The sequence below is a fragment of the Pseudomonas sp. NPDC090752 genome (assembly GCF_055584805.1).
Genome location: NZ_JBVJLI010000026.1, coordinates 1 through 25,714 on the forward strand (window position 1 = coordinate 1; position 25,714 = coordinate 25,714).

Sequence of the window (25,714 nt, forward strand, 5' to 3'; positions counted from 1 at the left end):
CCGTTCCTGATGCCAATCGAAGACGTGTTCTCGATCTCCGGTCGCGGTACTGTTGTTACCGGCCGTATCGAGCGCGGTATCGTCAAGGTCCAGGACGCCCTGGAAATCGTTGGTCTGCGTGACACCACCACCACCGTCTGCACCGGTGTTGAGATGTTCCGCAAGCTGCTGGACGAAGGTCGTGCTGGCGAGAACTGCGGCGTTCTGCTGCGTGGTACCAAGCGTGACGACGTTGAGCGTGGCCAGGTTCTGGTCAAGCCAGGTTCGGTCAAGCCGCACACCAAGTTCACCGCAGAAGTCTACGTTCTGTCGAAGGAAGAAGGCGGTCGTCACACTCCGTTCTTCAAAGGCTACCGTCCTCAGTTCTACTTCCGTACTACTGACGTGACCGGTAACTGCCAGCTGCCAGAAGGCGTTGAGATGGTAATGCCAGGTGACAACATCCAGATGGAAGTCACCCTGATCAAGACCATCGCAATGGAAGACGGTCTGCGCTTCGCTATCCGTGAAGGCGGTCGTACCGTTGGCGCCGGCGTTGTGGCCAAAATCATCGAGTAATCACTCGACCGATTGAAAAAACCCCCGCTCAGCGGGGGTTTTTTTTATTGGGTTGACACTAAATTGGGGCGTCTATAGAATCACGCCTCCTTTTAGCGGGCGTAGTGCGTCCGTTGGGAACAGCCTGGAGTCTGAAATCCAATGCAAAATCAGCAAATCCGTATCAGGTTGAAGGCTTTCGACCATCGCCTGATCGACCAATCCACCCAGGAAATCGTGGAAACCGCGAAACGTACTGGTGCACAAGTGCGTGGTCCAATTCCACTGCCTACCCGCAAAGAGCGTTTCACCGTTCTGGTTTCCCCGCACGTCAACAAAGACGCGCGTGACCAGTACGAGATCCGCACTCATAAGCGTGTTCTGGACATCGTCCAGCCAACGGATAAAACCGTTGACGCGCTGATGAAGCTTGATCTGGCGGCAGGTGTGGAAGTGCAGATCAGCCTCGGCTAAGACTTCGGTCTTGTCCGTGTAACGCTCTGAAATGGGCGGCCATAGCGGGTGAAAGCCCCGTACACTCATGAGGTTACAACATGACTATTGGTGTAGTCGGTCGCAAGTGCGGTATGACCCGCATTTTCACCGAAGAAGGTGTCTCCATTCCGGTCACGGTCATTGAGATCGAGCCGAATCGTGTCACCCAGTTCAAAACTGAAGAAACCGATGGCTACCGTGCAGTGCAAGTCACTGTCGGCGAGCGTCGCGCTTCGCGTGTGACTGCCGCTCAGGCAGGTCACTTCGCCAAGGCTAACGTTGCCGCTGGTCGCGGTGTCTGGGAGTTCCGTCTTGAAGAAGGCGAGTTCCAGGCTGGCGACTCGATCAAAGCTGAACTCTTCACTGCAGGCCAGCTGGTTGACGTTACTGGTCAGTCCAAAGGTAAAGGCTTCGCCGGTACCATCAAGCGCTGGAACTTCCGTGGTCAGGACAACACCCACGGTAACTCCGTGTCGCACCGTGTTCCTGGTTCCATCGGCCAGTGCCAGACTCCTGGTCGTGTGTTCAAGGGCAAGAAAATGTCCGGTCACATGGGCGCCGAGCGCGTGACTGTTCAGTCCCTGGAAGTAGTTCGCGTAGACGCTGAGCGCAACCTGCTGCTCGTCAAGGGTGCCGTTCCTGGCGCTACTGGCGGCGACCTGGTTGTACGTCCAGCTGTCAAGGCTCGCGGTTAAGGGGAAACTGACATGCAACTTAATGTAAATGACGCTCAGGCGATCGAAGTTTCCGAACTGACTTTCGGTGGCGAATACAACGAGACGCTGGTACACCAAGCAGTCGTGGCCTACATGGCCGGCGGCCGTCAGGGCACCAAGCAGCAAAAGACCCGTTCCGACGTGGCTGGTGGCGGTAAGCGCCCATGGCGTCAGAAGGGTACTGGCCGTGCTCGTGCTGGTACCACTCGTGGTCCGATCTGGCGTGGCGGTGGTGTAACCTTCGCAGCTCGTCCTCAAGATCACTCGCAGAAGCTCAACAAGAAGATGTACCGCGCAGCCCTGCGCTCCATCCTCGCTGAGCTGGTGCGTAACGACCGTCTGGTCGTGGTTCAGGACTTCGCTGTTGAAGCACCGAAAACCAAAGATCTGCTGAACAAGCTGAACGGCATGGGTCTGAGCGACGTTCTGATCGTATCGGACGCTGTTGATCAGAACCTGTACCTGGCTGCTCGCAACCTGCCGCACGTCGACGTACGTGACGTTCAAGGTTCCGACCCGGTCAGTCTGATCGCATACGAGAAAGTGTTGATCACTGTCTCGGCCGTGAAGAAATTCGAGGAGCTGCTGGGATGAACCAGGAACGCGTATTTAAAGTCCTCCTTGGCCCGCACGTTTCCGAGAAGGCTACCGTTCTGGCTGAGAAAAAAGGCCAGTTCGTATTCAAGGTTGCTACTGATGCAACCAAGCTGGAAATCAAGAAAGCTGTCGAAGGCCTGTTCAACGTAAAAGTTGAAAACGTGTCGACCGTTAACGTTCTGGGTAAAACCAAGCGTACCGCACGTGGTCTGGGCAAGCGTAATGACTGGAAGAAGGCGATCGTCTCCCTTCAGCCAGGCCAAGATCTCGATTTCAGCAGCAGTGCTGAGTAAGGAAGGGGTGCATCATGGCAATCGTTAAATGCAAACCGACTTCCCCTGGCCGCCGTTTCGTGGTCAAGGTGGTCAACCAGGAGCTGCACAAAGGCGCTCCTCACGCACCGCTGCTCGAGAAGAAATCGAAGTCTGGTGGTCGTAACAACAATGGCCGCATTACCACGCGTCACGTTGGTGGTGGTCACAAGCAGCATTACCGTCTGGTCGACTTCCGTCGCAACGACAAAGATGGCATTCCAGCCACTGTCGAGCGTATCGAATACGATCCAAACCGTACTGCTCACATCGCCCTGCTGTGCTACGCAGACGGTGAGCGTCGCTACATCATCGCCCCTAAAGGCGTGAGCGCTGGCGACCAGCTGATCGCAGGTGCACTGGCCCCAATCAAGGCCGGTAACTCCCTGCAGCTGCGCAACATCCCAGTAGGTAGCACCATTCACGGCATCGAACTGAAGCCGGGTAAAGGTGCTCAGATCGCTCGTTCCGCTGGTGCTTCGGCTCAGCTGATCGCTCGTGAAGGCGTCTACGTGACTCTGCGTCTGCGCTCTGGCGAAATGCGTAAAGTACTGGCTGAGTGCCGTGCGACCCTGGGTGAAGTCTCGAACTCCGAGCACAGCCTGCGTTCGCTGGGTAAAGCAGGTGCCAAACGCTGGCGCGGCGTTCGCCCAACCGTTCGTGGTGTTGCCATGAACCCGGTTGACCACCCACATGGTGGTGGTGAAGGTCGTACCTCCGGTGGTCGTCATCCGGTATCGCCATGGGGCTTCCCAACCAAGGGTGCTAAAACCCGCGGTAATAAGCGTACCGACAACATGATCGTCCGTCGTCGCAAGTAACTAGAGGGATACGACAGTGCCACGTTCTCTGAAAAAAGGTCCTTTTATCGATCTTCACCTGTTGAAGAAGGTCGAAGTGGCGGTGGAGAAGAACGATCGCAAGCCAGTTAAAACCTGGTCGCGTCGCTCGATGATCCTGCCACAAATGGTCGGTCTGACCATCGCGGTTCACAACGGTCGCCAGCATGTCCCAGTTCTCGTGAACGAAGACATGGTCGGCCACAAACTGGGCGAGTTCGCCGGTACCCGCACCTATCGCGGGCACGTGGCTGACAAGAAAGCCAAGCGTTAAGGGGTAAGGAAATGGAAGTAGCCGCTAAGTTGTCGGGCGCTCGCATCTCCGCCCAGAAAGCCCGCTTGGTCGCCGACCAGATCCGCGGGAAGAAGGTGGGCGAAGCGCTCAACCTGTTGGCCTTCAGCAGCAAAAAAGCCGCTGAAATCATGAAGAAAGTCCTCGAGTCGGCCGTTGCCAACGCCGAACACAACGAAGGCGCAGACGTTGATGACCTGAAGGTCTCCACCGTTTTCGTCAACGAAGGGCGTTCGCTGAAGCGCATCATGCCACGTGCCAAAGGCCGTGCTGATCGCATCGTCAAGCGGTCTTGCCATATCACTGTCAAGGTTGCGGACAAGTAACGGAGTCGATCAGATGGGTCAGAAAGTACATCCCACTGGCATTCGCCTGGGAATCGTCAAGGAGCACACCTCCGTCTGGTACGCAGACGGTGCTACTTACGCAGATTACCTGTTGAAGGATCTGAAAACACGTGAGTACCTCCAAGACAAACTAAAAAGCGCGTCCGTAAGCCGTATCGATATTCATCGTCCGGCTCAAACTGCACGCATCACCATCCACACCGCTCGTCCCGGTATCGTTATCGGTAAGAAAGGTGAAGATGTCGAGAAGCTGCGTCAGGACCTGACCAAGCAGATGGGTGTGCCTGTGCACATCAACATCGAAGAGATCCGCAAGCCGGAACTCGACGCCATGCTGGTTGCGCAGAGCGTAGCTCAGCAGCTGGAACGCCGCGTAATGTTCCGTCGCGCCATGAAGCGCGCCGTACAGAACGCCATGCGTATTGGTGCCAAGGGCATCAAGATCCAGGTGAGCGGTCGTCTCGGCGGTGCTGAGATTGCTCGTACCGAGTGGTATCGCGAAGGTCGTGTGCCTCTGCACACCCTGCGTGCCGATATCGACTACAACACCTACGAAGCTCACACCACTTACGGTGTGATCGGTGTGAAGGTTTGGATCTTCAAAGGCGAAGTAATTGGTGGTCGCCAAGAAGAACTGAAACCACAAGCACCAGCGCCTCGTAAAAAAGCTGCTAAGTAAGGGGTACGCCAAATGTTGCAACCAAAGCGTACAAAATTCCGCAAGCAGATGACTGGCCACAACCGTGGTCTGGCACTGCGCGGTAGCAAAGTCAGCTTCGGCGAATTCGCCCTGAAAGCTGTTGCTCGCGGTCGCCTCACCGCCCGCCAGATCGAGTCGGCACGTCGTGCTCTGACCCGTCACGTTAAGCGTGGCGGCAAGATCTGGATCCGTGTGTTCCCGGACAAGCCGATCTCCAAGAAGCCTCTCGAGGTTCGTATGGGTAAAGGTAAGGGCTCCGTGGAATACTGGGTTGCCCAGATCCAGCCAGGCAAAGTCCTGTACGAGATCGAGGGTGTTTCTGAAGAGCTGGCGCGCGAAGCTTTCGCCCTGGCTGCTGCAAAGCTGCCTCTCGCCACCTCCTTTGTTAAGCGGACGGTGATGTGATGAAAGCGAATGAACTTCGTGAAAAATCTGCACAGCAACTGAATGAGCAACTGCTCGGCTTGCTGCGCGACCAGTTCAATCTGCGTATGCAGAAAGCAACTGGCCAGTTGGGGCAGTCGCACCTGCTCTCGCAAGTTAAGCGTGACATCGCTCGCGTGAAAACTGTGCTTAACCAGCAGGCAGGTAAGTGATCATGGCTGAAGCTGAAAAAACCGTCCGTACGCTGACTGGCCGTGTCGTCAGCGACAAAATGGACAAGACCATCACCGTTCTGATCGAGCGTCGCGTAAAGCACCCGATCTACGGTAAATACGTTAAGCGTTCGACTAAGCTGCACGCGCACGACGAAACCAATCAGTGCAAAATCGGCGACAAGGTTTCCATTACCGAAACCCGTCCGCTGGCCAAGACCAAGTCTTGGGCACTGGTTGAAGTCCTCGAACGCGCTGTTGAAGTCTAAGGGCTAGGGGTCGGAGAAATTTTATGATTCAGACTCAATCCATGCTCGATGTGGCCGATAACAGCGGCGCTCGTCGCGTCATGTGCATCAAGGTACTCGGCGGTTCGCACCGTCGTTACGCCGGCATCGGTGACATCATCAAAGTAACCGTCAAGGAAGCAATTCCGCGCGGCAAGGTCAAAAAAGGCCAGGTGATGACCGCTGTTGTCGTCCGTACCCGTCACGGTGTACGTCGCGCTGACGGTTCCATCATTCGTTTCGACGGCAACGCTGCTGTTCTGCTGAACACCAAGCAAGAGCCGATCGGCACTCGCATCTTCGGGCCAGTGACCCGTGAACTTCGTACCGAGAAGTTCATGAAGATCGTCTCGCTCGCCCCTGAAGTGCTGTAAGGAGATCCGACATGCAAAAGATTCGTCGTGACGACGAGATCATCGTGATCGCCGGCAAAGACAAAGGGAAGCGCGGTAAGGTGCTGAAGGTTCTCGCTGACGACCGTCTGGTCATCGGTGGTGTGAACCTGGTCAAGCGTCATACCAAGCCTAACCCGATGGCGGGCGTCCAGGGCGGTATCGTCGAAAAAGAAGCGCCTCTGCACGCTTCCAACGTTGCCATCTTCAACGGCGAAACCAACAAGGCTGACCGCGTTGGTTTCAAAGTAGAAGACGGTAAGAAAATTCGTGTCTTCAAGTCGACCCAAAAAGCGGTTGATGCTTGAACACTGCTAGGTAGAAGACCATGGCACGACTGAAAGAGATTTACCGGAACGAAATCGCTCCAAAGCTTAAGGATGAACTTAAGCTGTCGAACGTGATGGAAGTTCCGCGCGTTACCAAGATCACCCTGAACATGGGTCTGGGCGAAGCGATCGGCGACAAGAAAGTCATCGAGCACGCTGTAGCTGACCTGGAAAAGATCACCGGTCAAAAGCCGGTTGTGACTTTCGCTCGCAAATCCATCGCTGGCTTCAAAGTCCGCGAAGGCTGGCCGATCGGCGTCAAGGTGACCCTGCGTAGCGACAAGATGTACGAATTCCTGGACCGCCTGCTGGCGATCTCCCTGCCACGGGTTCGCGACTTCCGCGGCCTGAATGCCAAGTCCTTCGATGGCCGTGGCAACTACAGCATGGGCGTGAAAGAGCAGATCATCTTCCCGGAAATCGACTACGACAAGATCGATGCTCTGCGCGGTTTGGACATCACCCTGACCACCACTGCTCGTTCGGATGACGAAGGCCGCGCTCTGCTGCGTGCATTCAAATTCCCGTTCCGCAACTGATTGGAGTAGGAAAATGGCCAAGAAGAGCATGAAAAACCGCGAGCTGAAGCGTCAGCTCACGGTAGCCAAGTTCGCCAAAAAGCGTGCTGAGCTGAAAGCGACCATCGTCAACGTGAATGCCTCTCCTGAAGAGCGTTTCGCTGCCGTTGTTGCTTTGCAGAAGCAGCCACGTGATGCCAGCGCTGCGCGTCTGCGCAACCGTTGCCGCCTGACCGGTCGTCCTCACGGTGTTTACCGTAAGTTCGGCCTGGGCCGTAACATGCTGCGTCAAGCGGCAATGCGTGGTGACGTACCGGGTCTGGTCAAGGCCTCCTGGTAAGCACTGCAGGTGTGATCCCGGTGGAAGGGGAGCAATCTTCCGACCGCCGGTGACCTCGCCCACAAACAAGCCCCTACATGGGGCTTGTTTCGTTTCTGCCTTGTGTCTAGAATGACCGGCTCACCCGAGCCTGGGTCATTGACCCTGCCCGTTTGGGTGGTTGTGATAGCCGCAAGGCTAATAATTCTTGTATCAGGAGCATCTAGCCCATGAGTATGCAGGACCCGTTAGCGGACATGCTAACTCGCATCCGTAATGCCCAGATGGCTGAAAAGTCCGTCGTAAGCATGCCTTCCTCCACGCTGAAGGTTGCGGTTGCCAAAGTTCTGAAAGACGAAGGTTACATTGCTGGCTACCAGGTAACTGGTGAGGCCAAGCCTTCCCTTTCGATCGAGCTGAAGTACTTCGAAGGCCGTCCGGTCATCGAGGAACTGAAGCGTTCCAGCCGTCCTGGCCTTCGTCAGTACAAGGCCGTTACAGACCTGCCGAAAGTTCGTGGCGGCCTGGGCGTGTCTATCGTCTCCACCAACAAAGGTGTGATGACTGACCGCGCTGCGCGCGCTGCCGGTGTCGGCGGCGAAGTTCTGTGCACAGTGTTCTAAGGGGAGATAGGCATGTCTCGCGTTGCTAAGAACCCCGTTAAGCTGCCTTCCGGCGTCGAAGTCAAATTCGCCGGCCAGCAGCTTTCGGTGAAGGGTGCCAAGGGCACTCTCGAACTGAACGTTCACTCGTCTGTTGAAGTTACCGAAGAGTCCGGCGAACTGCGTTTCGTCGCCCGCAACGGTGATCAGCAAGCTCGCGCCATGGCCGGTACTACCCGCGCTCTGGTGAACAACATGGTCCAAGGCGTAAGCCAAGGCTTCGAGCGCAAGCTCCAGCTGGTCGGTGTTGGTTACAAGGCACAGGCTAAAGGCACCGTCCTGAACCTGGCTCTGGGCTTCTCGCATCCAGTGGACTACGAACTGCCAGCCGGTATCACCGCTGAAACGCCTAGCCAGACCGACATCCTGATCAAGGGTATCGACAAGCAGCTGGTAGGTCAGGTGGCCGCTGAAATCCGCGACTTCCGTCCACCAGAGCCTTACAAAGGCAAGGGTGTGCGTTACGCGGACGAAGTAGTCCGTCGTAAAGAAGCCAAGAAGAAGTAGGGCCTAGCAAATGACCGACAAAAAAGTTATTCGACTGCGTCGCGCTCGCAAAGCACGTCTCAAGATGCACGAACTCGAAGTCGTGCGCCTGTGCGTGTTCCGCTCCTCGCAGCACATCTACGCCCAGGTCATTTCGGCCGACGGCAGCAAGGTTCTGGCAAGCGCCTCGACCTTGGACAAAGACCTGCGTGATGGCGCCACCGGCAACATCGACGCGGCCACTAAGGTTGGCAAGCTGGTAGCTGAGCGTGCGAAAGCCGCCGGTGTATCTCAAGTTGCCTTTGACCGTTCCGGCTTCAAGTACCATGGCCGCGTCAAAGCGCTGGCTGATGCTGCTCGTGAAGGCGGGCTGGAGTTCTAAGTTATGGCAAATAACGATCAAAAGCGCGACGAAGGCTACATCGAGAAGCTGGTTCAAGTTAACCGCGTAGCTAAAACCGTTAAAGGCGGCCGTATCTTCACCTTCACCGCGTTGACCGTGGTAGGTGATGGCAAAGGTCGCGTCGGCTTTGGCCGTGGCAAATCGCGCGAAGTACCTGCCGCGATCCAGAAAGCCATGGAAGCTGCTCGTCGCAACATGATCCAGGTTGACCTGAAGGGCACCACCCTGCAGTACGCCACCAAGGCTGCCCACGGCGCCTCGAAGGTTTACATGCAGCCTGCCTCGGAAGGTACCGGTATCATCGCCGGCGGCGCCATGCGTGCTGTCCTGGAAGTTGCTGGTGTTCAGAACGTCCTGGCCAAGTGCTACGGTTCGACCAACCCAGTGAACGTGGTTTACGCCACCTTCAAGGGTCTGAAGGCCATGCAATCTCCTGAGTCCATTGCTGCCAAGCGCGGCAAGAGCGTTGAGGAGATCTTCTGATCATGGCTACCGTAAAAGTAACGCTGATCAAGAGCGTCTCGGGCCGCATCCCTAACCACAAACTGTGCGTTAAGGGTCTGGGTCTGCGTCGCATCGGTCACACCGTAGAAGTCCAGGATACTCCCGAGAATCGCGGGATGATCAACAAGGCTTACTACATGCTGCGCGTCGAGGGTTAATCGATGAAACTCAATGATCTGAGTCCAGCGCCGGGTTCCCGTCGCGAAAAGCATCGTCCGGGTCGTGGTATCGGTAGCGGTCTGGGTAAGACCGGCGGCCGTGGCCACAAAGGTCAGACCTCCCGTTCGGGTGGTTCGATCGCTCCGGGCTTCGAAGGCGGTCAACAGCCGCTGCACCGTCGCCTGCCGAAGTTCGGCTTCGTTTCCCTGAAAGCCATGGACCGCGCAGAAGTGCGTCTGTCCGAGCTGGCCAAAGTGGAAGGCGACGTGATCTCCGTGCAGTCCCTGAAGGATGCCAACGTGATCAACCAGCACATTCAGCGTGTGAAAATCATGCTGTCTGGCGAAGTTACTCGCGCAGTCACCATCAAGGGCATCGCAGCCACCAAGGGTGCGCGTGCGGCTATCGAAGCAGCTGGCGGCAAATTCGAGGAATAAATGGCTAAGCAAGGTGCTCTCTCTTCGCTCGGTAAGGGCGGGATGTCGGAACTCTGGGCTCGTCTGCGCTTTCTGTTCATGGCGATCATCGTCTATCGGATAGGTGCGCATATCCCGGTTCCAGGCATCAATCCGGACCGTCTGGCGGATCTGTTTCGGCAGAATGAGGGGACCATTCTTAGCTTGTTCAACATGTTTTCCGGTGGCGCGCTTGAGCGCATGAGCATCTTTGCACTGGGGATCATGCCGTACATTTCGGCATCGATCATCATGCAGTTGATGACGGCGGTCAGCCCGCAACTGGAGCAGTTGAAGAAGGAAGGTGAAGCTGGCCGTCGCAAGATCAGCCAGTACACCCGCTACGGCACCGTTATCCTGGCGCTGGTCCAAGCCATTGGCATGTCCATTGGCCTGGCCAACCAGGGCGTGGCGTTTTCTGCAGGTCTGGGCTTCCATGTGGTCGCCGTCTCCACGTTTGTGGCAGGCGCGATGTTCATGATGTGGCTGGGCGAGCAGATCACCGAGCGCGGTGTGGGCAACGGTATCTCGATGTTGATCTTCGCAGGTATCGTTGCCGGTCTTCCGAGAGCAATCGGGCAGTCTTTCGAGTCTGCGCGCACAGGCGATATCAACATTTTCGCCCTGGTCGCTATCGGTTTGCTGGCAGTAGCGATCATCGGTTTCGTGGTGTTCATTGAGCGTGGTCAGCGTCGTATCGCCGTTCACTACGCCAAGCGTCAGCAGGGCCGTAAGGTCTTCGCTGCGCAGACTAGCCACTTGCCGCTGAAGGTGAACATGGCGGGGGTTATCCCGGCCATTTTCGCGAGCAGCATTCTGCTGTTCCCGGCTTCGCTGGGTGCCTGGTTCGGTCAGTCCGAAGGTATGGGCTGGCTGCAGGACATCTCGCAGTCGATCGCTCCTGGTCAGCCGTTGAACATTCTGCTGTTTAGTGCAGGGATCATTTTCTTCTGCTTCTTCTACACAGCGTTGATGTTCAACCCGAAAGACGTAGCGGAAAACCTGAAGAAGTCCGGTGCCTTTATTCCGGGTATCCGTCCTGGTGAGCAGTCGGCACGCTACATTGATGGCGTTCTGACCCGTTTGACCATGTTCGGTGCTCTATACATGATGGCCGTATGCCTTCTGCCCCAGTTCCTGGTGGTGGCAGCAAATGTGCCGTTCTACCTTGGCGGGACCTCGTTGCTGATTGTGGTAGTGGTTGTGATGGACTTCATGTCCCAAGTACAATCGCACCTCGTTTCGCACCAGTACGAATCCCTGATGAAGAAAGCCAACCTGAAAGGCTACGGTGGCAGCGGTTTGCTGCGCTGATACGCCCCTAAGGTTCGAGGAGTCGGTAATGAAAGTTCGTGCATCGGTGAAAAAGCTGTGCCGCAACTGCAAGATCATCCGTCGCGAAGGCGTCGTACGAGTGATCTGCAGCGCGGAGCCGCGTCACAAACAGCGCCAAGGCTGAGTGTGATTTGCGCTTCAAACCCAGCAGCTAGTGTGCTGCTGGGTTGATTAATCGTTTATACAGCGATATTATCTCGCGCCCTATTTCTTGGCTTCCGGGGCGTAGGTAGCTGTCAATTGGAGTCCCACTGAATGGCCCGTATTGCAGGCGTCAACATTCCAGATAACAAGCATACTGTTATCTCGCTGACCTACATCTATGGTGTCGGTCGCACAACTGCACAGAAGATCTGTGCAGACGCTGGTGTAAACCCAGCCGCTAAGATCAAGGATCTGAGCGACGAGCAAATCGAAACCCTGCGTGGCGAAGTCGCGAAGTTCACCACCGAAGGTGACCTGCGTCGTGACATCAACATGAAGATCAAACGCTTGATGGACCTGGGTTGCTACCGCGGCCTGCGTCATCGTAAAGGTCTGCCGGTTCGCGGTCAGCGCACCAAGACCAACGCACGCACCCGTAAGGGCCCGCGTAAGCCGATCCGCAAGTAACCGCCCAGGAATATAGACATGGCAAAACCTGCTGCTCGTCCTCGTAAGAAAGTCAAAAAGACAGTGGTTGATGGCATCGCCCACATCCATGCGTCTTTCAACAACACCATCGTGACCATCACCGACCGTCAGGGCAATGCTTTGTCCTGGGCGACCTCCGGTGGTTCGGGTTTCCGTGGTTCGCGCAAATCCACCCCGTTCGCAGCTCAGATCGCTGCTGAGCGTGCTGGTCAAGCTGCGCTGGAATACGGTCTGAAAAACCTCGACGTTAACGTCAAGGGTCCAGGTCCAGGTCGTGAGTCCGCCGTTCGTGCATTGAACAGCTGCGGCTACAAGATCGCCAGCATCACCGACGTGACGCCAATCCCGCATAACGGGTGCCGTCCGCCGAAGAAGCGCCGCGTGTAATCAGGAGACAGAAGAATGGCACGTTACATTGGTCCAAAATGCAAACTGTCTCGTCGTGAAGGCACCGACCTGTTCCTGAAGAGCGGCGTTCGCGCTCTGGAATCGAAGTGCAACATCGAAGCAGCCCCAGGTATCCACGGTCAGCGCCGTGGCCGTCAGTCCGACTACGGTACCCAGCTGCGCGAGAAACAAAAAGTCCGTCGTATCTACGGTGTTCTGGAGCGTCAGTTCCGCGGTTACTACCAAGCTGCTGCCTCGAAAAAAGGCGCAACCGGTGAGAACCTGCTGCAACTGCTCGAGTGCCGTCTGGATAACGTCGTTTACCGTATGGGCTTCGGCTCGACTCGTTCCGAGTCGCGTCAGCTGGTTTCGCACAAAGCGATCAGCGTCAACGGTAAGACTGTAAACATTCCATCTTACCAAGTTCGTCCGGGTGACGTGGTCTCGGTTCGTGAGAAATCGCTGAACCAGCTGCGCATTGTTCAAGCCCTTGAACTGTGCTCTCAGCGCGGCCGCGTTGAGTGGGTAGACGTGGATGCTGCTAAAAAGTCGGGCGTTTTCAAGAACGTTCCTGCTCGCAGCGACCTGTCTGCCGACATCAACGAAAACCTGATTGTCGAGCTCTACTCCAAGTAAGGGCTAGAAAATAGGTGCATCCATGCAGATTTCGGTAAATGAGTTCCTGACTCCCCGTCACATTGACGTGCAAGTAGTCAGTCCAACCCGCGCTAAGATCACGCTCGAGCCTCTCGAGCGTGGTTTCGGCCATACCCTGGGCAACGCGCTGCGCCGCATCCTGTTGTCCTCCATGCCTGGCTGTGCAGTAGTCGAGGCCGAGATCGATGGCGTACTCCATGAGTACTCCGCGATCGAAGGTGTACAGGAAGACGTCATTGAAATCCTGTTGAACCTGAAAGGCCTGGCTATCAAACTGCACGGTCGTGACGAAGTTACGCTGACCTTGTCGAAAAAGGGTTCGGGGGTGGTTACCGCTGCCGATATTCAGCTGGATCACGATGTCGAGATCGTCAACCCCGATCACGTAATCGCGAACCTGGCGTCGAATGGCGCCCTGAACATGAAGCTCACCGTAGCTCGTGGTCGCGGTTACGAGCCGGCCGACTCCCGTCAAACCGACGAAGACGAAAGCCGTAGCATTGGCCGTCTGCAGTTGGACGCTTCGTTCAGCCCGGTGCGTCGTATCGCCTATGTGGTCGAAAACGCCCGTGTTGAACAGCGTACCAACCTGGACAAGCTGGTCATTGATCTGGAAACCAACGGCACCCTGGATCCTGAAGAGGCTATCCGCCGCGCTGCGACCATTCTGCAACAGCAGTTGGCCGCGTTCGTCGACCTCAAAGGTGACAGCGAGCCTGTCGTAGTCGAGCAGGAAGACGAGATCGATCCGATCCTGCTGCGCCCGGTTGACGACCTGGAACTGACTGTACGTTCGGCCAACTGCCTCAAGGCGGAGAACATCTACTACATCGGCGACCTGATTCAGCGTACCGAAGTAGAGCTGTTGAAGACTCCTAACCTGGGCAAGAAGTCCCTGACTGAAATCAAGGACGTCCTGGCCTCTCGTGGTCTGTCTCTCGGCATGCGCCTCGACAACTGGCCGCCTGCAAGTCTTAAGAAAGACGACAAGGCGACCGCCTGATCGTCGTAATCACCGAACGTAGTGTTTGGTAAGGAATGAATCATGCGTCATCGTAAAAGTGGACGTCACCTGAGCCGTACCAGCTCTCACCGCAAAGCTATGTTCCAAAACATGGCGGTGTCGCTGATCGAGCACGAGCTGATCAAAACCACCCTGCCAAAAGCCAAGGAACTGCGCCGCGTTGCCGAGCCGCTGATCACCCTGGCCAAGGAAGACAGCGTTGCTAACCGCCGTCTGGCTTTCGACCGTACCCGTTCGAAAGCTGCTGTTGGCAAGCTGTTCAACGACCTGGGCAAGCGTTACGCCACCCGTCAGGGCGGCTACCTGCGTATCCTGAAGTGCGGTTTCCGCGCTGGCGACAACGCGCCTATGGCGTACGTCGAGCTGGTTGATCGTCCGGTCGGTGGTGCTGTAGAAGCTGCCGAGTAAGACGTTCTGTCTGCTACAAAAAACCGGGCCTAGTGCCCGGTTTTTTGTTTCTACAGGTATTGTTTATTTCTATTGATACAAGTCATCTAATGAATTTGTTCTGAAGCGACCGCTCGTCAATACTCCTATCCAAGCCGATTAGCCGGCAATTCAAGACTGATAAGGAGAGCCCATGAGCAAGATTCTCACCACCGCCAGCGGTGCCCCCGTAGCTGATAACCAGAATTCCCGCTCTGCCGGCCCGCGCGGCCCTCTGCTGCTCGATGACTTCCACCTGATCGAGAAGCTCGCCCACTTCAACCGCGAGAACATCCCCGAGCGTCGTGTTCACGCTAAAGGCTCGGGCGCCTACGGTACCTTCACCGTGACCCGCGATATCAGCAACTACACCAGCGCCAAGCTGTTCGAGCAGGTCGGTAAACAGACTGAGACCTTCCTGCGATTTTCCACCGTGGGTGGCGAGCGTGGCTCCGCCGATACCGAGCGCGACCCCCGTGGTTTCGCGGTCAAGTTTTACACTGAGGAAGGCAACTGGGACATCGTTGGCAACAACACCCCGGTATTCTTTATCCGTGACCCCCTTAAATTCCCCGACTTTATCCACACCCAGAAGCGCCACCCGCAATCCAACCTGAAGAATGCACAGATGATGTGGGACTTCTGGTCGCACTCGCCCGAGGCGCTGCACCAGGTCACTATCCTGTTTTCCGACCGCGGCATTCCCGATGGCTACCGCCACATGCACGGCTTCGGCAGCCACACCTACAGCTTGATCAGCGCTGCAGGTGAGCGCACCTGGGTCAAATGGCACTTCAAGACCCAGCAAGGTATCAAGAACCTGACGCCCGCTGACGCCGCGCGCCTGGCCGGCACAGACCCGGACTATGCCCAGCGCGACTTGTTCGACGCAATTGAGCGGGGCGACTACCCACGCTGGACCGTATGCATCCAGGTGATGAGTGAGGCCGAGGCGGCCAGCCGAGACGAGAACCCGTTCGATGTGACCAAGACCTGGTCGCAGAAAGACTATCCGCTGATCGAGGTGGGCGTGCTCGAACTCAATCGCAACCCGCTCAACTACTTCGCGGAAGTCGAGCAAGCCGCATTCGGCCCGAGCAATATGGTCCCAGGTGTAGGCCTGTCGCCGGACCGCATGTTGCAAGGCCGTGTGTTCGCCTATGCCGATGCGCACCGCTACCGCGTCGGTACCAACCACCAGCTCTTGCCGGTCAATGCTCCTCGCTGCCCGGTAAACAGCTACCAGCGAGATGGTTCGATGGCAGTTGGCAGTTATGGCAGTGCGCCGAACTATGAGCCCAACAGCTACGCCGATGCGCCGAAGCAGTCGCCACGGCATGCAGAGCCAGCGCTGGCCCTGCAGGGTTCGGCGGATCGTTACGAACACCGTGAGGATAACGACTACTACAGCCACGCCGGTGCGCTGTTCCGCCTGATGAACGATGGGCAGAAGGCGCTGCTGATCAGCAACATTGCCGGGACCATGGCCGGGGTCAGCGAAGACGTCGTCCAGCGCCAGTTGCAGTACTTCTTCAAGGCCGACCCGGCCTACGGTGCAGGAATCGCCAAGGCGTTGGACGTGAATCTCGCCTGAGTCGAAATGATAAGTAGAACCGCCCTCATTTGGGCGGTTTTTCAATGAATATCACTACTGTTTAACCGATTTTTTGCTTCTAATTGCGCGCTTTTCAGTGACCGCGAGCAAAAGCTGGTTCACACTATGTGCAACTAGCCGTTTTCACAGGGAGAAGCAGGGCGATGCAAGGTCACCCGGACGTAATCAATTACCTCGTCACGTTGCTGAAGGGCGAACTGGCAGCACGCGACCAGTACTTCATCCACTCGCGCATGTACGAAGACTGGGGCCTGTCGAAGCTCTACGAACGTATCAACCACGAGATGGAAGAAGAGACGCAGCACGCCGATGCCCTGATGCGCCGCATTCTCATGCTCGAAGGCACGCCCGACATGCGAGCGGATGACCTGGACGTGGGCAGCACCGTGCCGGAAATGATCGAAGCCGACCTCAAGCTTGAGTACAAGGTCCGTGCCGCGCTGTGCAAAGGCATCGAGCTGTGCGAACTGCACAAGGATTACATCAGCCGCGACATCCTGCGCGCGCAGTTGGCCGACACCGAAGAAGATCACACCTACTGGCTGGAGAAGCAGCAGGGCCTGATCAAGGTGATCGGCCTGGAAAACTACCTGCAGTCGCAGATGTAAGTTATCCACAGCTTAAAAAAAGCCCCTGGCACCGACGGTACCAGGGGCTTTTTCATGTGCAGGCCATCAGGCCCGGTCACGCTCCAGCAGCGGCTTGAGGTAGTGCCCGGTGTAGGATTGCTTCATATTGGCCAGCTCTTCCGGTGTACCGCTGGCAATGATCTGGCCGCCCTTGGAGCCGCCTTCCGGCCCCAGGTCCACCAGCCAGTCGGCGGTCTTGACCACGTCGAGGTTGTGCTCGATCACCACCACGGTATTGCCGTGGTCGCGCAGCCGGTGCAGTACATCGAGCAGCTGTTGGATATCGGCAAAGTGCAGGCCCGTGGTTGGTTCGTCGAGGATGTACAGCGTCTTGCCGGTATCGCGCTTGGACAGCTCGCGGGACAGCTTGACCCGCTGCGCTTCACCGCCGGACAAGGTGGTCGCCGACTGCCCCAGTTTGATGTAGGAAAGGCCTACGTCCATCAGCGTTTGCAGCTTGCGCGCAAGCGCCGGCACGGCGTCGAAGAACTCGCGGGCATCCTCGATGGTCATTTCCAGCACCTCGTGAATGTTCTTGCCCTTGTATTTGATTTCCAGGGTTTCGCGGTTGTAGCGCTTGCTCTTGCACACATCGCATGGCACGTAGATATCCGGCAGGAAGTGCATCTCCACCTTGATCAGGCCATCACCCTGGCAGGCTTCGCATCGGCCGCCCTTGACGTTGAACGAGAAACGCCCCGGGCCGTAACCGCGTGAGCGAGATTCCGGCACGCCGGAGAACAGTTCGCGAATTGGCGTGAAGATGCCGGTATAGGTCGCCGGGTTCGAGCGCGGCGTACGGCCGATTGGGCTCTGGTCGATATCGACCACCTTGTCCAGATGTTGCAGGCCATCCATGCTGCTGTGCGGCGCAGCCTCGTGGCTACTAGCACCGTTGAGCGCGGTGGCGGCGAGCGGATAAAGCGTGTTGTTGATCAACGTCGATTTGCCTGACCCCGATACACCGGTCACGCACGTCAGCAGCCCGATCGGGATTTCCAGATCGACGTTCTGCAGATTGTTGCCGCGGGCGCCTTTGAGCTTGAGCGACAACTTCTTGTTGCGCGGTGTGCGCTTGGCTGGCACGACGATCTTCTTGCGGCCGGACAGGTATTTACCGGTCAGCGAGTCAGGATGCGCCATGACTTCCTGCGGCGTGCCCTCGGCGACGATCTGGCCACCATGCACGCCGGCACCCGGGCCGATGTCGACGACATAGTCGGCCAGGCGGATGGCGTCTTCATCGTGCTCGACCACGATCACCGTGTTGCCGAGATCGCGAAGGTGGTTGAGGGTGGCCAGCAGGCGGTCGTTGTCGCGCTGATGAAGACCGATGGACGGTTCATCGAGGATATACATCACCCCGACCAGCCCGGCACCGATCTGGCTGGCCAGGCGGATCCGCTGCGCTTCGCCGCCCGACAGCGTGTCGGCGCTGCGGTCCAGGGTGAGGTAATCCAGGCCGACATTGACCAGGAATTGCAGGCGTTCGCAGATTTCCTTGAGAATCTTTGCTGCGATCTCGCCACGGCGACCGGTCAGAGTCAGCTCGCCGAAGTAGCTGCTGGCTTCGCCGATGGGCAAGTTGGTCACGGCCGGCAGGGTTTTTTCGCCAACCCACACATGGCGCGCTTCGCGGCGCAGGCGAGTGCCACGGCAGTCGGGGCAGGGTTGGGTGCCGAGGAACTTGGCCAGCTCTTCACGCACGGTGGCCGACTCGGTCTCACGGTAGCGCCGCTCCAGGTTCGGCACGATGCCTTCGAACGGGTGCGAGCGCTTGACGATGTCGCCCCGGTCGTTGAGGTACTTGAAGTCGACGCTCTGCTTGCCGCTGCCCTGCAGGATCACCTTCTGGTGCTCGGCCGACAGCTCGCCGAACGGTTCCTCCAGGCTGAAGCCGTAATGCGCGGCCAGCGAACCGAGCATCTGGAAGTAATAGACGTTGCGCCGATCCCAGCCGCGGATCGCACCTTCGGCCAGGGTCAGCTCGACGTTGACCAGGCGCTTGGTGTCGAAAAACTGCTTCACCCCCAGGCCATCGCAGGTCGGGCAGGCACCGGCCGGATTGTTGAAGGAGAACAGCTTGGGCTCCAGTTCGCTGATTGCATGGCCGCAAATAGGGCAGGCGAATCGGGCGGAGAAGATCGTTTCTTCGCCTTCGTCGTCGTCCATCGGCGCCACCAGGGCGATACCGTCGGCCAGCTTGAGTGCGGTCTCGAACGACTCGGCCAGACGCTGTTGCAGGTCGGCGCGGACCTTGAAGCGGTCCACGACTACATCGATGCTGTGCTTTTTCTGCTTGTCCAGCTTGGGCAGTTCGTCGAGTTCGTACAGCTTGCCGTTGACCCGAGCACGCACGAAGCCTTGGGCGCGCAGCTCATCGAACACAGCCAGGTGCTCGCCTTTGCGCTCTCGAATGACGGGTGCCAGCAGCATCAGCTTGCTGCCCTCGGGGCGTTCCAGTACCAGGTCGACCATCTGGCTGATCGTTTGCGCTTCCAGTGGGATGTCGTGGTCAGGGCAGCGCGGGGTGCCGACACGGGCATACAGCAGGCGCAGGTAGTCGTAGATCTCAGTGATGGTGCCGACCGTCGAACGCGGGTTGTGCGAGGTCGACTTCTGCTCGATGGAAATGGCCGGCGACAGGCCTTCGATGGTATCGACGTCGGGCTTTTCCATCATCGACAGGAATTGCCGGGCGTAGGCCGACAGCGATTCCACATAGCGGCGCTGACCTTCGGCATACAAAGTGTCGAACGCCAGGGACGACTTGCCGGAGCCGGACAAGCCGGTGATCACGATCAGCTTGTCCCGCGGCAGGGTCAGGTCGATGTTCTTCAGGTTGTGGGTACGTGCCCCACGAATCAGGATCTTGTCCACTGCGGCCTCGCTCGGCGGGCATAAACAAGGAAGTATACGGCGCGCTGCCAGTACGCGGCAAAGCGTCGCGTAGATGCCGTATAGCTGTCGGACTGATAGAATCGCCGCCGGTTCACACGAGGTTAATCCATGCACGACACCCACAACGAGCGCATGAGTGGCAGCGAAACCCGCGCCGCTGGCGGCCTGGCCCTGGTCTTTGCCTTTCGTATGCTGGGCATGTTCATGGTCTTGCCGGTGCTGGCCACCTACGGCATGGACCTGGCCGGTGCCACGCCCGCATTGATCGGCTTGGCCATTGGCGCCTATGGCCTGACGCAGGCCTGCCTACAGATCCCGTTCGGGATGATTTCCGACCGCATCGGTCGCCGCCCGGTAATTTACCTGGGACTGGTGATCTTTGCCCTGGGCAGCGTCCTGGCAGCGCAGGCCGATTCCATCTGGGGCGTGATCGCCGGACGTATCTTGCAGGGCGCTGGGGCAATCTCCGCCGCCGTGATGGCGTTGTTGTCCGACCTTACCCGCGAACAGCACCGGACCAAGGCCATGGCCATGATCGGCATGAGCATCGGCCTGTCATTTGCCGTGGCGATGGTTGTTGGCCCGCTTCTCACCAGTGCCTTCGGCTTGTCAGGATTGTTCCTCGCCACGGCAGGACTTGCTCTTGTCGGCATCTTGCTGATCGCCTTCGTCGTGCCCAACACCCACAGCACTTTGCAGCACCGCGAGTCGGGCGTGGCGCGCAAGGCGCTGGGCCCGACCCTGCGTCATCCGGACCTTCTGCGCCTCGACATCGGTATTTTCGTCCTCCACGCGATCCTCATGGCGAGCTTCGTCGCACTGCCTCTGGCCTTGGTCGAGCGCGGCGGCCTGCCCAAGGAAGAACATTGGTGGGTATACCTGACCGCGCTGTTCATCTCATTTTTTGCAATGGTCCCGTTCATCATCTATGGCGAAAAGAAGCGCAAGATGAAACGCGTGCTGGCCGGCGCGGTCAGTGTCCTGCTGTTGACGGAGATATACTTCTGGGAGTGGGCTGACGGTTTACACGGACTGGTGATTGGCACCGTGGTATTCTTTACCGCATTCAACCTGCTGGAGGCATCGCTGCCTTCGCTGGTGAGCAAGGTGTCGCCAGCGGGTGGCAAAGGAACGGCGATGGGGGTTTATTCCACCAGTCAGTTCCTTGGCGCTGCGCTGGGAGGAATCCTCGGCGGCTGGTTGTTCCAGCACGGTGGGCTGAACACGGTGTTCCTCGGTTGTGCGGTGTTGTGTGCCATATGGTTGGTCGTTGCCTTGCGCATGAACGAGCCGCCGTATGTGACCAGCCTGCGCATGCCGTTGACGCCTGAGGCAGTCCGGGAAGCCGGCCTGACCGAACGCCTGATGGCCGTGCCGGGTGTGACCGACGCCGTTGTGGTGGAAGAAGAAGCCGCCATCTATATCAAACTGGATACGAAAATTTTGGACCGTGCGACCCTCGAGCGTCTGGTGAACCCAGCCTCTTCGGCGTGCGAAGCCTAGGAGAACGTTATGGCCCGTGGGGTTAACAAAGTCATTCTGGTCGGCACCTGTGGCCAGGATCCCGAAGTCCGCTACCTGCCCAACGGTAACGCCGTGACCAACCTGAGCCTGGCTACCAGCGAGCAGTGGACCGACAAGCAGTCGGGGCAGAAGGTCGAGCGTACCGAGTGGCACCGCGTTTCGATGTTCGGCAAGGTTGCCGAGATCGCCGGCGAGTACCTGCGCAAAGGCTCGCAGGTGTACATCGAAGGCAAGCTGCAGACCCGCGAGTGGGAAAAAGACGGCATCAAGCGTTACACCACTGAAATCATCGTCGACATGCAGGGCACCATGCAGCTGCTCGGCGGCCGTCCGCAGAACCAGCAAGGTGGCGGCGACCAGTACAACCAGGGTGGTGGTAACAACTACAACCAGGGTGGCCAGCAGCAACAGTACAACCAGGCGCCACAGCAACGTCAGCAGGCCCCGCGCCCGCAGCAGCAACAGCGTCCGGCGCCGCAGCAGCCTGCACCGCAGCCGGCGGCTGACTTTGATAGCTTTGATGACGATATTCCGTTCTGATTCAAACGTCAGGCATCGCGCCATACAGAAACCCGGAGCATTTGCTCCGGGTTTTTTTTGCCTGATGCAAGAAAACGGAGTGGGCTTCAAGATTCGCCCTATAACTATTCCAATGAAATTTTCCTCTTGATTGTAGGGGATTTCTGAAGTTCGCCTGATGTCAACTATCTGCTGCCATGACTGCTTAGAATCTCCATTCTAGATAAGGAGTGGGTTATGCAATCAGGCAGCGAAGAACTTGTACAACAGGAAATAAAATTAAGCGCTTCGGTTGAAAACTATGAAATCCCAGGCTTCAGCCAAGACTATGCCGCTTATCTTGAGGGTTGCGATGAAGGTGCCGGATTCTTCGGAGGCCTTGTGATGGCGGTAGGTGTCGTGATTGCCTTGGTAGGCTTCGCCACAGCGGTTTTCGGTCCTGAGACGATTACCTACAGCAGGATCACGGGTCCGACCTTCATCCAATACATACAGATGTACCCTGGTCCGATATTCAGTGTGGGTGGAGTTCTTGTTGCCTTGGGAACTCGCCTTCATGCGAAAAGGGCCGTCACCCGTGAAGCATTCATGTTGTCACGCTATAAGCTCATCACTGGGGATGGAGAAAATGTTAGTGGCAAAGTCCAGTTGCGTTATCTGGAAGGCGACAACTTCAATATATCCATTCAATGACACTTCCCCCTGCGGAATGCTCAAACACCGCTGTCCAGCGCCGCTTCGGCAAACTGCGCATCCAGTTCAGGCGTGGAGCCGCTGATGCCGATTCCGCCGATATGGTCCCCGTTTGCATTCAAGATCGGCAGCCCTCCGCCCAGCAATGTAAAGCCTGGCAGTGAAGCATAGGGGTTCGCAGGTAGCGCTGCGCTGCGTTCTGCCAGGGCGCTGGACGAAAGCGGAAAGCGGGCGGAGGTGGATGCCTTGAGCTGTGCGACTTTTATACTGCCGCTGTTGGCGCCATCCATGCGGTGGAAATGTTTGAGGTTGCCATGGTTGTCGACAATGCTGATGACGATGGCATGGCCCTGCGCGCGGGCCGCACGCTCAGCGGCGGCAGCCATGGCTCTGGCGGCTTCGGCGGTGATTACAGCGGCTGAGGCGGTTTCTAATGGATCCGCAAATAAAGGTGTCGCCAACACAAGCGAGCACATCAAGAGCGTGACACGGCGGTAATTCGGGTTCATTTGAGCACCATCCATAGGTAGGTTTTGTCCGAAACCTAGCAAGCGAATGGCACCCTTGGATGTAGTCCGTTTCCGAAATTGATGTGCGGTCTATGTAGCGCAGAGGCCGCCCCTCCCGCGCTAATAGAAAAGCCTCGGCTCAGGCGAATCCAGCAGGCTGGCCAGTTTGGTCAACGCAAAACTCAACTCTGCACGGTTCGGCGTCATCAGGGCGATACGCACTCCATGGCTTGCAGGGCTGCGCTCAGGCAGGAACTGACTGCCGCTGACCACCGTCACGCCATTGTTGCGCGCCAGGTTGGCGAACTCGTCGTTGGTCCAGGGCTCGGGAAGCTCCAGCCAGATATGGAAACTGTAAGGCTGGCTGCGAATCTTGTACTTGCCCAGAATTTCCTTGGCCATCCGCTGACGCGCGGCGGCTTCGTCCTGCTGCACGCGAACGAGCTGATCGGCCATGCCGCTGTTGATCAGATTACTGGCCAGTTGAGCCATCAGCGGGGAGGGCATCCAGACACTGCTGCGCACCATCGACGATAAACGCGACAGCGTTTGTGGCGGCGCATACAGGTAGCCGATGCGCAGTGCCGGGAGCACGCTCTTGGACAGGCTGGTCAGGTACACCGAGCGCTCGGGGGCATAGGCGGCCAGTGGCTGGTAGTCGGGCTCGGGTTCAAGAAATCCGTAGATATCGTCGTCGACGATGAACAGGTCGAACTCGCGGGCGATTTCGGCAATGGCCTCGCGACGCTCGCGGGGCATGATCGAGTTGGTGGGGTTTTGGTGGGTGGTCACGCATACCAGCAAGGAGGGGCGGTGCTCCAGGCAGGCTGCACGCAAGGCTTGCGGAATCAGCCCGTGTTCGTCCATGGCGATGCCGCGAAGACGGCGACCCAGGCTGTGGGCCAAGGAAATGATGCCTGGGTAGCAAAACGATTCGCAGAGAATCACGTCATCGCTTTTCGACAAGCTGCTGATCGCCACCAGAAGACCGTGCTGGGCCCCGGACGTCAGCACTACTTGTTGCCAGCACGCCTCTGGCAACCAGCGTTGAATCCAGGCGGCACCGGCCTGCTTATGCGTCGCATGGCCACCCTCGGTGACGTAGTCGAGCACCTGATCGAGATCGGGTGAGGAAGCAAGCTCGGTGATTGCGCCGCGCAGCCATTCAGTCATGTGCGCGTCATTGGGCTTGATGATCGACAAGTCGATCTGGCCGCTTTCAGACCTCGTCGAGGCAGCCTTGACGGGAGCTGTAGCCGCGTTGGTCAGGATAGGCCGTTGCTGCAGGACGAAGGTGCCACGGCCAACTTCGCCTACCACCAGACCACGTTTGGCCGCCTCGTCATAGGCTCGACCGATGGTGCCCGGTGTCACGTTCAACGACTCGGCAAGGTCCTTGAGTGTCGGCAACCGATCACCTGCCGACAGCCGACCGTTACCGATGTCCTGTTCGAGGGCGTCGGCAATCATCAGGTAGACCGGCTGTGCCAGGTCGCTGTAGTGAGGAACCCACATAGAAATGGCACCAGAATCTGCAGAAGCGCGAAAGCCTAGCACGAAAGGTCTCATGGGAGTAATTGAGTTTTCTTACAAGCAAATTACCCACATTGATGAGTTAGGCGCATCGAGGTGTGTAATGGCTGTAGGGCTTGATCATAGGTGCTGGCAAAGGAAATCATTTGAAATCAATAAGTTGATTGAGTCGATTCAATGATGCTGTCAAAGAGCCATTCAAATAGATTGAATCGATCTTATTTTTGTAATTACAATGATTGAGTCGATGCAATGCGGGCATGCTCTGCAGGCATCTGGCTTCAAAAACAATGTCTGCCGCCTCTGCCCGGCCAAGCACGACACCGAATGGCCAATGGAATATCGACTGAAATGGAAAGCGCTCACCTGCAACAAACAGCCGAGGCTGTTACCTCACTGGAGATCCGTCTGCCCTGGGTGGTTTCCAGCGCCTGGCAAACCTTGCTGAACAACACCCCCCTGGATTTCGAAACCAGCAAGGAGCTGTATCCGCAACTCAAAGAGCAGGCGCGCGAGGTGCTTGGCAGTGCGCTCTGTCAGCAGATCCGTAGTTTCGTCGAAAATCCGCAGACGACCAGCATGATCGTGCGCAATTGCCCACGTGATCGCGACATTCCACCGACTCCGTATTCCGGTGTGCTCAGTCCACGCAGCACCCCGATTGCCTGCCTGGTTAGCCTGACGATGCAAGGCCTGATGGGGATCAACCCGATCGTCTACGAGGGGGAGAACGATGGTCGTCTGTTCCGCCATGTGATCCCCGCCCGCACCTCATCCAGCCACAAAAGCTCGCATGGTTCGCGGTTGCGTTTTTCCTACCATGTCGACAACCCGGATTTGCCGCTGTCATCCGAGCCGTTGGGCGCAGTCTCTTGTTGCCCGGAATATCTGTCGTTCTTTGGTATGCGCTGCGATCCACGCATCAGCACCACGCTGGTCAGCCTCGATGCGGTCATCGCCTCGCTGCCTTCGGCAACTGTGCGTGAACTGTGTGAGGCGCAATTTGAAATCCGGCGACCCGACTCGTTCTCCGGCAATCGTCGCTGCACCACCGAACTTCCGGTACTGGTGCGCGGCCATGCAGGCGAATGGTTGTGTCGTTTCGACAGTGAAAACACCCATGGGCTCAACCTGCGCGCGGAGCAGGCCCTGGCCAGTTTGCGCAGCCTGTTGGAAACCCGCCGCTTCGACGAGCCGCACCTGCTGTTGCCCGGTGATTTCATGATTTTCAAGAATCAGCGCGTGTTGCACGCCCGTGATGGCTTCGAGCCACAGAACGACGGTGCGGATCGCTGGCTGCTGCGGTTGTTCGCCGTCAATGACCTGAACCGCGTGCATTTTGCCCGGGCCAGTCATCTCTACGAAGTGCTTTCCTGATTTCCCTT

38 protein-coding genes are annotated in these 25,714 nt (G+C 57.6%); 35 read left to right on the top strand and 3 right to left on the bottom strand.

The window, feature by feature from the left end; all coding sequences use genetic code 11:
- The 31 genes from ACZ6YA_RS24255 to bfr form a co-directional block, all read left to right on the top strand.
- On the top strand, positions 1-558 hold a 558-nt coding region (locus ACZ6YA_RS24255; protein WP_465900116.1), incomplete at its 5' end, for an EF-Tu C-terminal domain-related protein.
- Positions 559-699: 141 nt separating this feature from the next.
- On the top strand, positions 700-1,011 hold the full coding sequence (rpsJ, locus tag ACZ6YA_RS24260) for a 30S ribosomal protein S10 (RefSeq protein ID WP_003186070.1): 312 nt from the start codon (positions 700-702) through the stop codon (positions 1,009-1,011).
- A gap of 80 nt (positions 1,012-1,091) precedes the next feature.
- Complete coding sequence (rplC, locus tag ACZ6YA_RS24265) at positions 1,092-1,727, top strand: 50S ribosomal protein L3 (protein WP_465900118.1); 636 nt, start codon at positions 1,092-1,094, stop codon at positions 1,725-1,727.
- Between the two features lie 12 nt (positions 1,728-1,739).
- The gene (gene rplD / locus ACZ6YA_RS24270) at positions 1,740-2,342 is read left to right on the top strand and encodes a 50S ribosomal protein L4 (RefSeq protein WP_465900120.1); all 603 of its coding nucleotides are present in this window, start codon (positions 1,740-1,742) and stop codon (positions 2,340-2,342) included.
- Positions 2,339-2,638, top strand: a complete 300-nt coding sequence (rplW, locus tag ACZ6YA_RS24275) for a 50S ribosomal protein L23 (protein ID WP_003255484.1) — start codon at positions 2,339-2,341, stop codon at positions 2,636-2,638. Before rplD ends, rplW begins: the two co-directional genes overlap by 4 nt.
- Before the next feature lie 14 nt (positions 2,639-2,652).
- Entirely contained in the window at positions 2,653-3,477 is an 825-nt protein-coding gene (gene rplB, locus ACZ6YA_RS24280) for a 50S ribosomal protein L2 (RefSeq protein ID WP_012316518.1), read from the top strand.
- A gap of 16 nt (positions 3,478-3,493) precedes the next feature.
- Positions 3,494-3,769 (top strand): 30S ribosomal protein S19, encoded by a 276-nt coding sequence (gene rpsS, locus ACZ6YA_RS24285; RefSeq protein WP_003255482.1) that lies wholly within the window; start codon positions 3,494-3,496, stop codon positions 3,767-3,769.
- 11 nt (positions 3,770-3,780) lie between these two features.
- Positions 3,781-4,113: a 50S ribosomal protein L22 gene (gene rplV, locus ACZ6YA_RS24290; protein WP_003103908.1), complete on the top strand. Its 333-nt coding sequence runs from the start codon at positions 3,781-3,783 to the stop codon at positions 4,111-4,113.
- 13 nt (positions 4,114-4,126) lie between these two features.
- The gene (gene rpsC / locus ACZ6YA_RS24295) at positions 4,127-4,813 is read left to right on the top strand and encodes a 30S ribosomal protein S3 (protein WP_003255481.1); all 687 of its coding nucleotides are present in this window, start codon (positions 4,127-4,129) and stop codon (positions 4,811-4,813) included.
- A gap of 12 nt (positions 4,814-4,825) precedes the next feature.
- Positions 4,826-5,239, top strand: coding sequence for a 50S ribosomal protein L16 (gene rplP, locus ACZ6YA_RS24300; RefSeq protein WP_003255479.1), 414 nt, complete (start codon positions 4,826-4,828; stop codon positions 5,237-5,239).
- Complete coding sequence (rpmC, locus tag ACZ6YA_RS24305; protein WP_002555481.1) at positions 5,239-5,430, top strand: 50S ribosomal protein L29; 192 nt, start codon at positions 5,239-5,241, stop codon at positions 5,428-5,430. Before rplP ends, rpmC begins: the two co-directional genes overlap by 1 nt.
- Before the next feature lie 2 nt (positions 5,431-5,432).
- Entirely contained in the window at positions 5,433-5,699 is a 267-nt protein-coding gene (gene rpsQ / locus ACZ6YA_RS24310; RefSeq protein WP_023534981.1) for a 30S ribosomal protein S17, read from the top strand.
- Between the two features lie 23 nt (positions 5,700-5,722).
- On the top strand, positions 5,723-6,091 hold the full coding sequence (rplN, locus tag ACZ6YA_RS24315) for a 50S ribosomal protein L14 (RefSeq protein ID WP_008089810.1): 369 nt from the start codon (positions 5,723-5,725) through the stop codon (positions 6,089-6,091).
- An 11-nt stretch (positions 6,092-6,102) separates the two neighbouring features.
- Positions 6,103-6,417, top strand: a complete 315-nt coding sequence (gene rplX, locus ACZ6YA_RS24320; RefSeq protein WP_003255476.1) for a 50S ribosomal protein L24 — start codon at positions 6,103-6,105, stop codon at positions 6,415-6,417.
- Between the two features lie 20 nt (positions 6,418-6,437).
- Positions 6,438-6,977 carry a 50S ribosomal protein L5 gene (gene rplE, locus ACZ6YA_RS24325; RefSeq protein ID WP_023535025.1) on the top strand — a complete coding sequence of 180 codons (540 nt, stop codon included), beginning with the start codon at positions 6,438-6,440 and terminating at the stop codon, positions 6,975-6,977.
- A gap of 13 nt (positions 6,978-6,990) precedes the next feature.
- Entirely contained in the window at positions 6,991-7,296 is a 306-nt protein-coding gene (rpsN, locus tag ACZ6YA_RS24330) for a 30S ribosomal protein S14 (RefSeq protein WP_008089807.1), read from the top strand.
- Positions 7,297-7,505: 209 nt separating this feature from the next.
- Complete coding sequence (gene rpsH / locus ACZ6YA_RS24335) at positions 7,506-7,898, top strand: 30S ribosomal protein S8 (RefSeq protein ID WP_003255471.1); 393 nt, start codon at positions 7,506-7,508, stop codon at positions 7,896-7,898.
- A 12-nt stretch (positions 7,899-7,910) separates the two neighbouring features.
- Entirely contained in the window at positions 7,911-8,444 is a 534-nt protein-coding gene (gene rplF / locus ACZ6YA_RS24340) for a 50S ribosomal protein L6 (RefSeq protein WP_003255469.1), read from the top strand.
- A 10-nt stretch (positions 8,445-8,454) separates the two neighbouring features.
- Entirely contained in the window at positions 8,455-8,805 is a 351-nt protein-coding gene (gene rplR / locus ACZ6YA_RS24345; RefSeq protein WP_003255467.1) for a 50S ribosomal protein L18, read from the top strand.
- Positions 8,806-8,808: 3 nt separating this feature from the next.
- Entirely contained in the window at positions 8,809-9,309 is a 501-nt protein-coding gene (rpsE, locus tag ACZ6YA_RS24350; protein ID WP_003255465.1) for a 30S ribosomal protein S5, read from the top strand.
- A 2-nt stretch (positions 9,310-9,311) separates the two neighbouring features.
- On the top strand, positions 9,312-9,488 hold the full coding sequence (gene rpmD / locus ACZ6YA_RS24355) for a 50S ribosomal protein L30 (protein WP_008089798.1): 177 nt from the start codon (positions 9,312-9,314) through the stop codon (positions 9,486-9,488).
- Positions 9,489-9,491: 3 nt separating this feature from the next.
- Positions 9,492-9,926: a 50S ribosomal protein L15 gene (gene rplO / locus ACZ6YA_RS24360; protein ID WP_003255461.1), complete on the top strand. Its 435-nt coding sequence runs from the start codon at positions 9,492-9,494 to the stop codon at positions 9,924-9,926.
- The gene (secY, locus tag ACZ6YA_RS24365) at positions 9,927-11,258 is read left to right on the top strand and encodes a preprotein translocase subunit SecY (RefSeq protein ID WP_003255459.1); all 1,332 of its coding nucleotides are present in this window, start codon (positions 9,927-9,929) and stop codon (positions 11,256-11,258) included.
- A gap of 28 nt (positions 11,259-11,286) precedes the next feature.
- A complete protein-coding gene (gene rpmJ / locus ACZ6YA_RS24370) occupies positions 11,287-11,403 on the top strand; it encodes a 50S ribosomal protein L36 (RefSeq protein WP_002555468.1) in 117 nt (38 codons plus the stop codon).
- A 131-nt stretch (positions 11,404-11,534) separates the two neighbouring features.
- Positions 11,535-11,891 (top strand): 30S ribosomal protein S13, encoded by a 357-nt coding sequence (gene rpsM / locus ACZ6YA_RS24375; protein WP_003255457.1) that lies wholly within the window; start codon positions 11,535-11,537, stop codon positions 11,889-11,891.
- Positions 11,892-11,909: 18 nt separating this feature from the next.
- Positions 11,910-12,299, top strand: a complete 390-nt coding sequence (rpsK, locus tag ACZ6YA_RS24380) for a 30S ribosomal protein S11 (protein ID WP_003255454.1) — start codon at positions 11,910-11,912, stop codon at positions 12,297-12,299.
- Positions 12,300-12,314: 15 nt separating this feature from the next.
- Positions 12,315-12,935, top strand: a complete 621-nt coding sequence (gene rpsD / locus ACZ6YA_RS24385) for a 30S ribosomal protein S4 (protein WP_101322335.1) — start codon at positions 12,315-12,317, stop codon at positions 12,933-12,935.
- Positions 12,936-12,957: 22 nt separating this feature from the next.
- The gene (locus tag ACZ6YA_RS24390; protein WP_003255452.1) at positions 12,958-13,959 is read left to right on the top strand and encodes a DNA-directed RNA polymerase subunit alpha; all 1,002 of its coding nucleotides are present in this window, start codon (positions 12,958-12,960) and stop codon (positions 13,957-13,959) included.
- 42 nt (positions 13,960-14,001) lie between these two features.
- A complete protein-coding gene (rplQ, locus tag ACZ6YA_RS24395; RefSeq protein ID WP_043210290.1) occupies positions 14,002-14,388 on the top strand; it encodes a 50S ribosomal protein L17 in 387 nt (128 codons plus the stop codon).
- Positions 14,389-14,560: 172 nt separating this feature from the next.
- On the top strand, positions 14,561-16,000 hold the full coding sequence (locus ACZ6YA_RS24400) for a catalase (protein WP_465900126.1): 1,440 nt from the start codon (positions 14,561-14,563) through the stop codon (positions 15,998-16,000).
- Positions 16,001-16,164: 164 nt separating this feature from the next.
- Positions 16,165-16,629, top strand: coding sequence for a bacterioferritin (gene bfr, locus ACZ6YA_RS24405; protein WP_403135776.1), 465 nt, complete (start codon positions 16,165-16,167; stop codon positions 16,627-16,629).
- A gap of 66 nt (positions 16,630-16,695) precedes the next feature.
- Here the strand turns inward: bfr and uvrA are convergent, their stop codons facing one another.
- Positions 16,696-19,530 (bottom strand): excinuclease ABC subunit UvrA, encoded by a 2,835-nt coding sequence (gene uvrA, locus ACZ6YA_RS24410; RefSeq protein WP_465900128.1) that lies wholly within the window; start codon positions 19,528-19,530, stop codon positions 16,696-16,698.
- A 129-nt stretch (positions 19,531-19,659) separates the two neighbouring features.
- Here uvrA and ACZ6YA_RS24415 point away from each other — a divergent pair, with 129 nt between their 5' ends.
- The 3 genes from ACZ6YA_RS24415 to ACZ6YA_RS24425 all read left to right on the top strand — a co-directional run bounded on the left by ACZ6YA_RS24415 (position 19,660) and on the right by ACZ6YA_RS24425 (position 22,287).
- Positions 19,660-21,054, top strand: a complete 1,395-nt coding sequence (locus ACZ6YA_RS24415) for an MFS transporter (protein WP_465900130.1) — start codon at positions 19,660-19,662, stop codon at positions 21,052-21,054.
- 9 nt (positions 21,055-21,063) lie between these two features.
- Complete coding sequence (locus tag ACZ6YA_RS24420; protein ID WP_400798879.1) at positions 21,064-21,615, top strand: single-stranded DNA-binding protein; 552 nt, start codon at positions 21,064-21,066, stop codon at positions 21,613-21,615.
- A gap of 216 nt (positions 21,616-21,831) precedes the next feature.
- Positions 21,832-22,287, top strand: coding sequence for a hypothetical protein (locus ACZ6YA_RS24425; RefSeq protein ID WP_465900132.1), 456 nt, complete (start codon positions 21,832-21,834; stop codon positions 22,285-22,287).
- 20 nt (positions 22,288-22,307) lie between these two features.
- On the opposite strand, the gene ACZ6YA_RS24430 is transcribed toward ACZ6YA_RS24425, so the two are convergent.
- Together ACZ6YA_RS24430 and ACZ6YA_RS24435 are read right to left on the bottom strand one after the other, a co-directional pair.
- Positions 22,308-22,796 carry a GlcG/HbpS family heme-binding protein gene (locus ACZ6YA_RS24430; RefSeq protein ID WP_465900134.1) on the bottom strand — a complete coding sequence of 163 codons (489 nt, stop codon included), beginning with the start codon at positions 22,794-22,796 and terminating at the stop codon, positions 22,308-22,310.
- A gap of 120 nt (positions 22,797-22,916) precedes the next feature.
- Complete coding sequence (locus tag ACZ6YA_RS24435; protein WP_465900136.1) at positions 22,917-24,311, bottom strand: aminotransferase-like domain-containing protein; 1,395 nt, start codon at positions 24,309-24,311, stop codon at positions 22,917-22,919.
- Positions 24,312-24,680: 369 nt separating this feature from the next.
- Between ACZ6YA_RS24435 and ACZ6YA_RS24440 the strand changes: the two genes are divergently transcribed.
- On the top strand, positions 24,681-25,706 hold the full coding sequence (locus tag ACZ6YA_RS24440) for a TauD/TfdA family dioxygenase (protein ID WP_465900137.1): 1,026 nt from the start codon (positions 24,681-24,683) through the stop codon (positions 25,704-25,706).
- Positions 25,707-25,714: the final 8 nt, after the last annotated feature.

Excerpts from the sequence above, each read along its gene's own strand:
- rplN (WP_008089810.1), top strand. The coding sequence starts at position 5,723 with ATGATTCAGACTCAATCCATGCTCGATGTGGCCGATAACAGCGGCGCT.
- rpsK (WP_003255454.1), top strand. The coding sequence starts at position 11,910 with ATGGCAAAACCTGCTGCTCGTCCTCGTAAGAAAGTCAAAAAGACAGTG.
- ACZ6YA_RS24390 (WP_003255452.1), top strand. The coding sequence starts at position 12,958 with ATGCAGATTTCGGTAAATGAGTTCCTGACTCCCCGTCACATTGACGTG.
- rpmD (WP_008089798.1), top strand. The coding sequence starts at position 9,312 with ATGGCTACCGTAAAAGTAACGCTGATCAAGAGCGTCTCGGGCCGCATC.
- rpsE (WP_003255465.1), top strand. The coding sequence starts at position 8,809 with ATGGCAAATAACGATCAAAAGCGCGACGAAGGCTACATCGAGAAGCTG.
- rplR (WP_003255467.1), top strand. The coding sequence starts at position 8,455 with ATGACCGACAAAAAAGTTATTCGACTGCGTCGCGCTCGCAAAGCACGT.
- bfr (WP_403135776.1), top strand. The coding sequence starts at position 16,165 with ATGCAAGGTCACCCGGACGTAATCAATTACCTCGTCACGTTGCTGAAG.
- rpsD (WP_101322335.1), top strand. The coding sequence starts at position 12,315 with ATGGCACGTTACATTGGTCCAAAATGCAAACTGTCTCGTCGTGAAGGC.
- ACZ6YA_RS24430 (WP_465900134.1), bottom strand. The coding sequence starts at position 22,796 with ATGAACCCGAATTACCGCCGTGTCACGCTCTTGATGTGCTCGCTTGTG.
- ACZ6YA_RS24440 (WP_465900137.1), top strand. The coding sequence starts at position 24,681 with ATGGAAAGCGCTCACCTGCAACAAACAGCCGAGGCTGTTACCTCACTG.
- ACZ6YA_RS24415 (WP_465900130.1), top strand. The coding sequence starts at position 19,660 with ATGCACGACACCCACAACGAGCGCATGAGTGGCAGCGAAACCCGCGCC.
- rplE (WP_023535025.1), top strand. The coding sequence starts at position 6,438 with ATGGCACGACTGAAAGAGATTTACCGGAACGAAATCGCTCCAAAGCTT.
- rplD (WP_465900120.1), top strand. The coding sequence starts at position 1,740 with ATGCAACTTAATGTAAATGACGCTCAGGCGATCGAAGTTTCCGAACTG.
- ACZ6YA_RS24435 (WP_465900136.1), bottom strand. The coding sequence starts at position 24,311 with ATGTGGGTTCCTCACTACAGCGACCTGGCACAGCCGGTCTACCTGATG.
- rplV (WP_003103908.1), top strand. The coding sequence starts at position 3,781 with ATGGAAGTAGCCGCTAAGTTGTCGGGCGCTCGCATCTCCGCCCAGAAA.
- rpsJ (WP_003186070.1), top strand. The coding sequence starts at position 700 with ATGCAAAATCAGCAAATCCGTATCAGGTTGAAGGCTTTCGACCATCGC.
- rplW (WP_003255484.1), top strand. The coding sequence starts at position 2,339 with ATGAACCAGGAACGCGTATTTAAAGTCCTCCTTGGCCCGCACGTTTCC.
- ACZ6YA_RS24400 (WP_465900126.1), top strand. The coding sequence starts at position 14,561 with ATGAGCAAGATTCTCACCACCGCCAGCGGTGCCCCCGTAGCTGATAAC.
- rplX (WP_003255476.1), top strand. The coding sequence starts at position 6,103 with ATGCAAAAGATTCGTCGTGACGACGAGATCATCGTGATCGCCGGCAAA.
- ACZ6YA_RS24425 (WP_465900132.1), top strand. The coding sequence starts at position 21,832 with ATGCAATCAGGCAGCGAAGAACTTGTACAACAGGAAATAAAATTAAGC.
- rplP (WP_003255479.1), top strand. The coding sequence starts at position 4,826 with ATGTTGCAACCAAAGCGTACAAAATTCCGCAAGCAGATGACTGGCCAC.
- rplO (WP_003255461.1), top strand. The coding sequence starts at position 9,492 with ATGAAACTCAATGATCTGAGTCCAGCGCCGGGTTCCCGTCGCGAAAAG.
- rplF (WP_003255469.1), top strand. The coding sequence starts at position 7,911 with ATGTCTCGCGTTGCTAAGAACCCCGTTAAGCTGCCTTCCGGCGTCGAA.
- rplB (WP_012316518.1), top strand. The coding sequence starts at position 2,653 with ATGGCAATCGTTAAATGCAAACCGACTTCCCCTGGCCGCCGTTTCGTG.
- rplQ (WP_043210290.1), top strand. The coding sequence starts at position 14,002 with ATGCGTCATCGTAAAAGTGGACGTCACCTGAGCCGTACCAGCTCTCAC.
- ACZ6YA_RS24420 (WP_400798879.1), top strand. The coding sequence starts at position 21,064 with ATGGCCCGTGGGGTTAACAAAGTCATTCTGGTCGGCACCTGTGGCCAG.
- rpsC (WP_003255481.1), top strand. The coding sequence starts at position 4,127 with ATGGGTCAGAAAGTACATCCCACTGGCATTCGCCTGGGAATCGTCAAG.
- rpmJ (WP_002555468.1), top strand. The coding sequence starts at position 11,287 with ATGAAAGTTCGTGCATCGGTGAAAAAGCTGTGCCGCAACTGCAAGATC.
- rpsQ (WP_023534981.1), top strand. The coding sequence starts at position 5,433 with ATGGCTGAAGCTGAAAAAACCGTCCGTACGCTGACTGGCCGTGTCGTC.
- rpsM (WP_003255457.1), top strand. The coding sequence starts at position 11,535 with ATGGCCCGTATTGCAGGCGTCAACATTCCAGATAACAAGCATACTGTT.
- secY (WP_003255459.1), top strand. The coding sequence starts at position 9,927 with ATGGCTAAGCAAGGTGCTCTCTCTTCGCTCGGTAAGGGCGGGATGTCG.
- rpmC (WP_002555481.1), top strand. The coding sequence starts at position 5,239 with ATGAAAGCGAATGAACTTCGTGAAAAATCTGCACAGCAACTGAATGAG.
- rplC (WP_465900118.1), top strand. The coding sequence starts at position 1,092 with ATGACTATTGGTGTAGTCGGTCGCAAGTGCGGTATGACCCGCATTTTC.
- rpsH (WP_003255471.1), top strand. The coding sequence starts at position 7,506 with ATGAGTATGCAGGACCCGTTAGCGGACATGCTAACTCGCATCCGTAAT.
- rpsN (WP_008089807.1), top strand. The coding sequence starts at position 6,991 with ATGGCCAAGAAGAGCATGAAAAACCGCGAGCTGAAGCGTCAGCTCACG.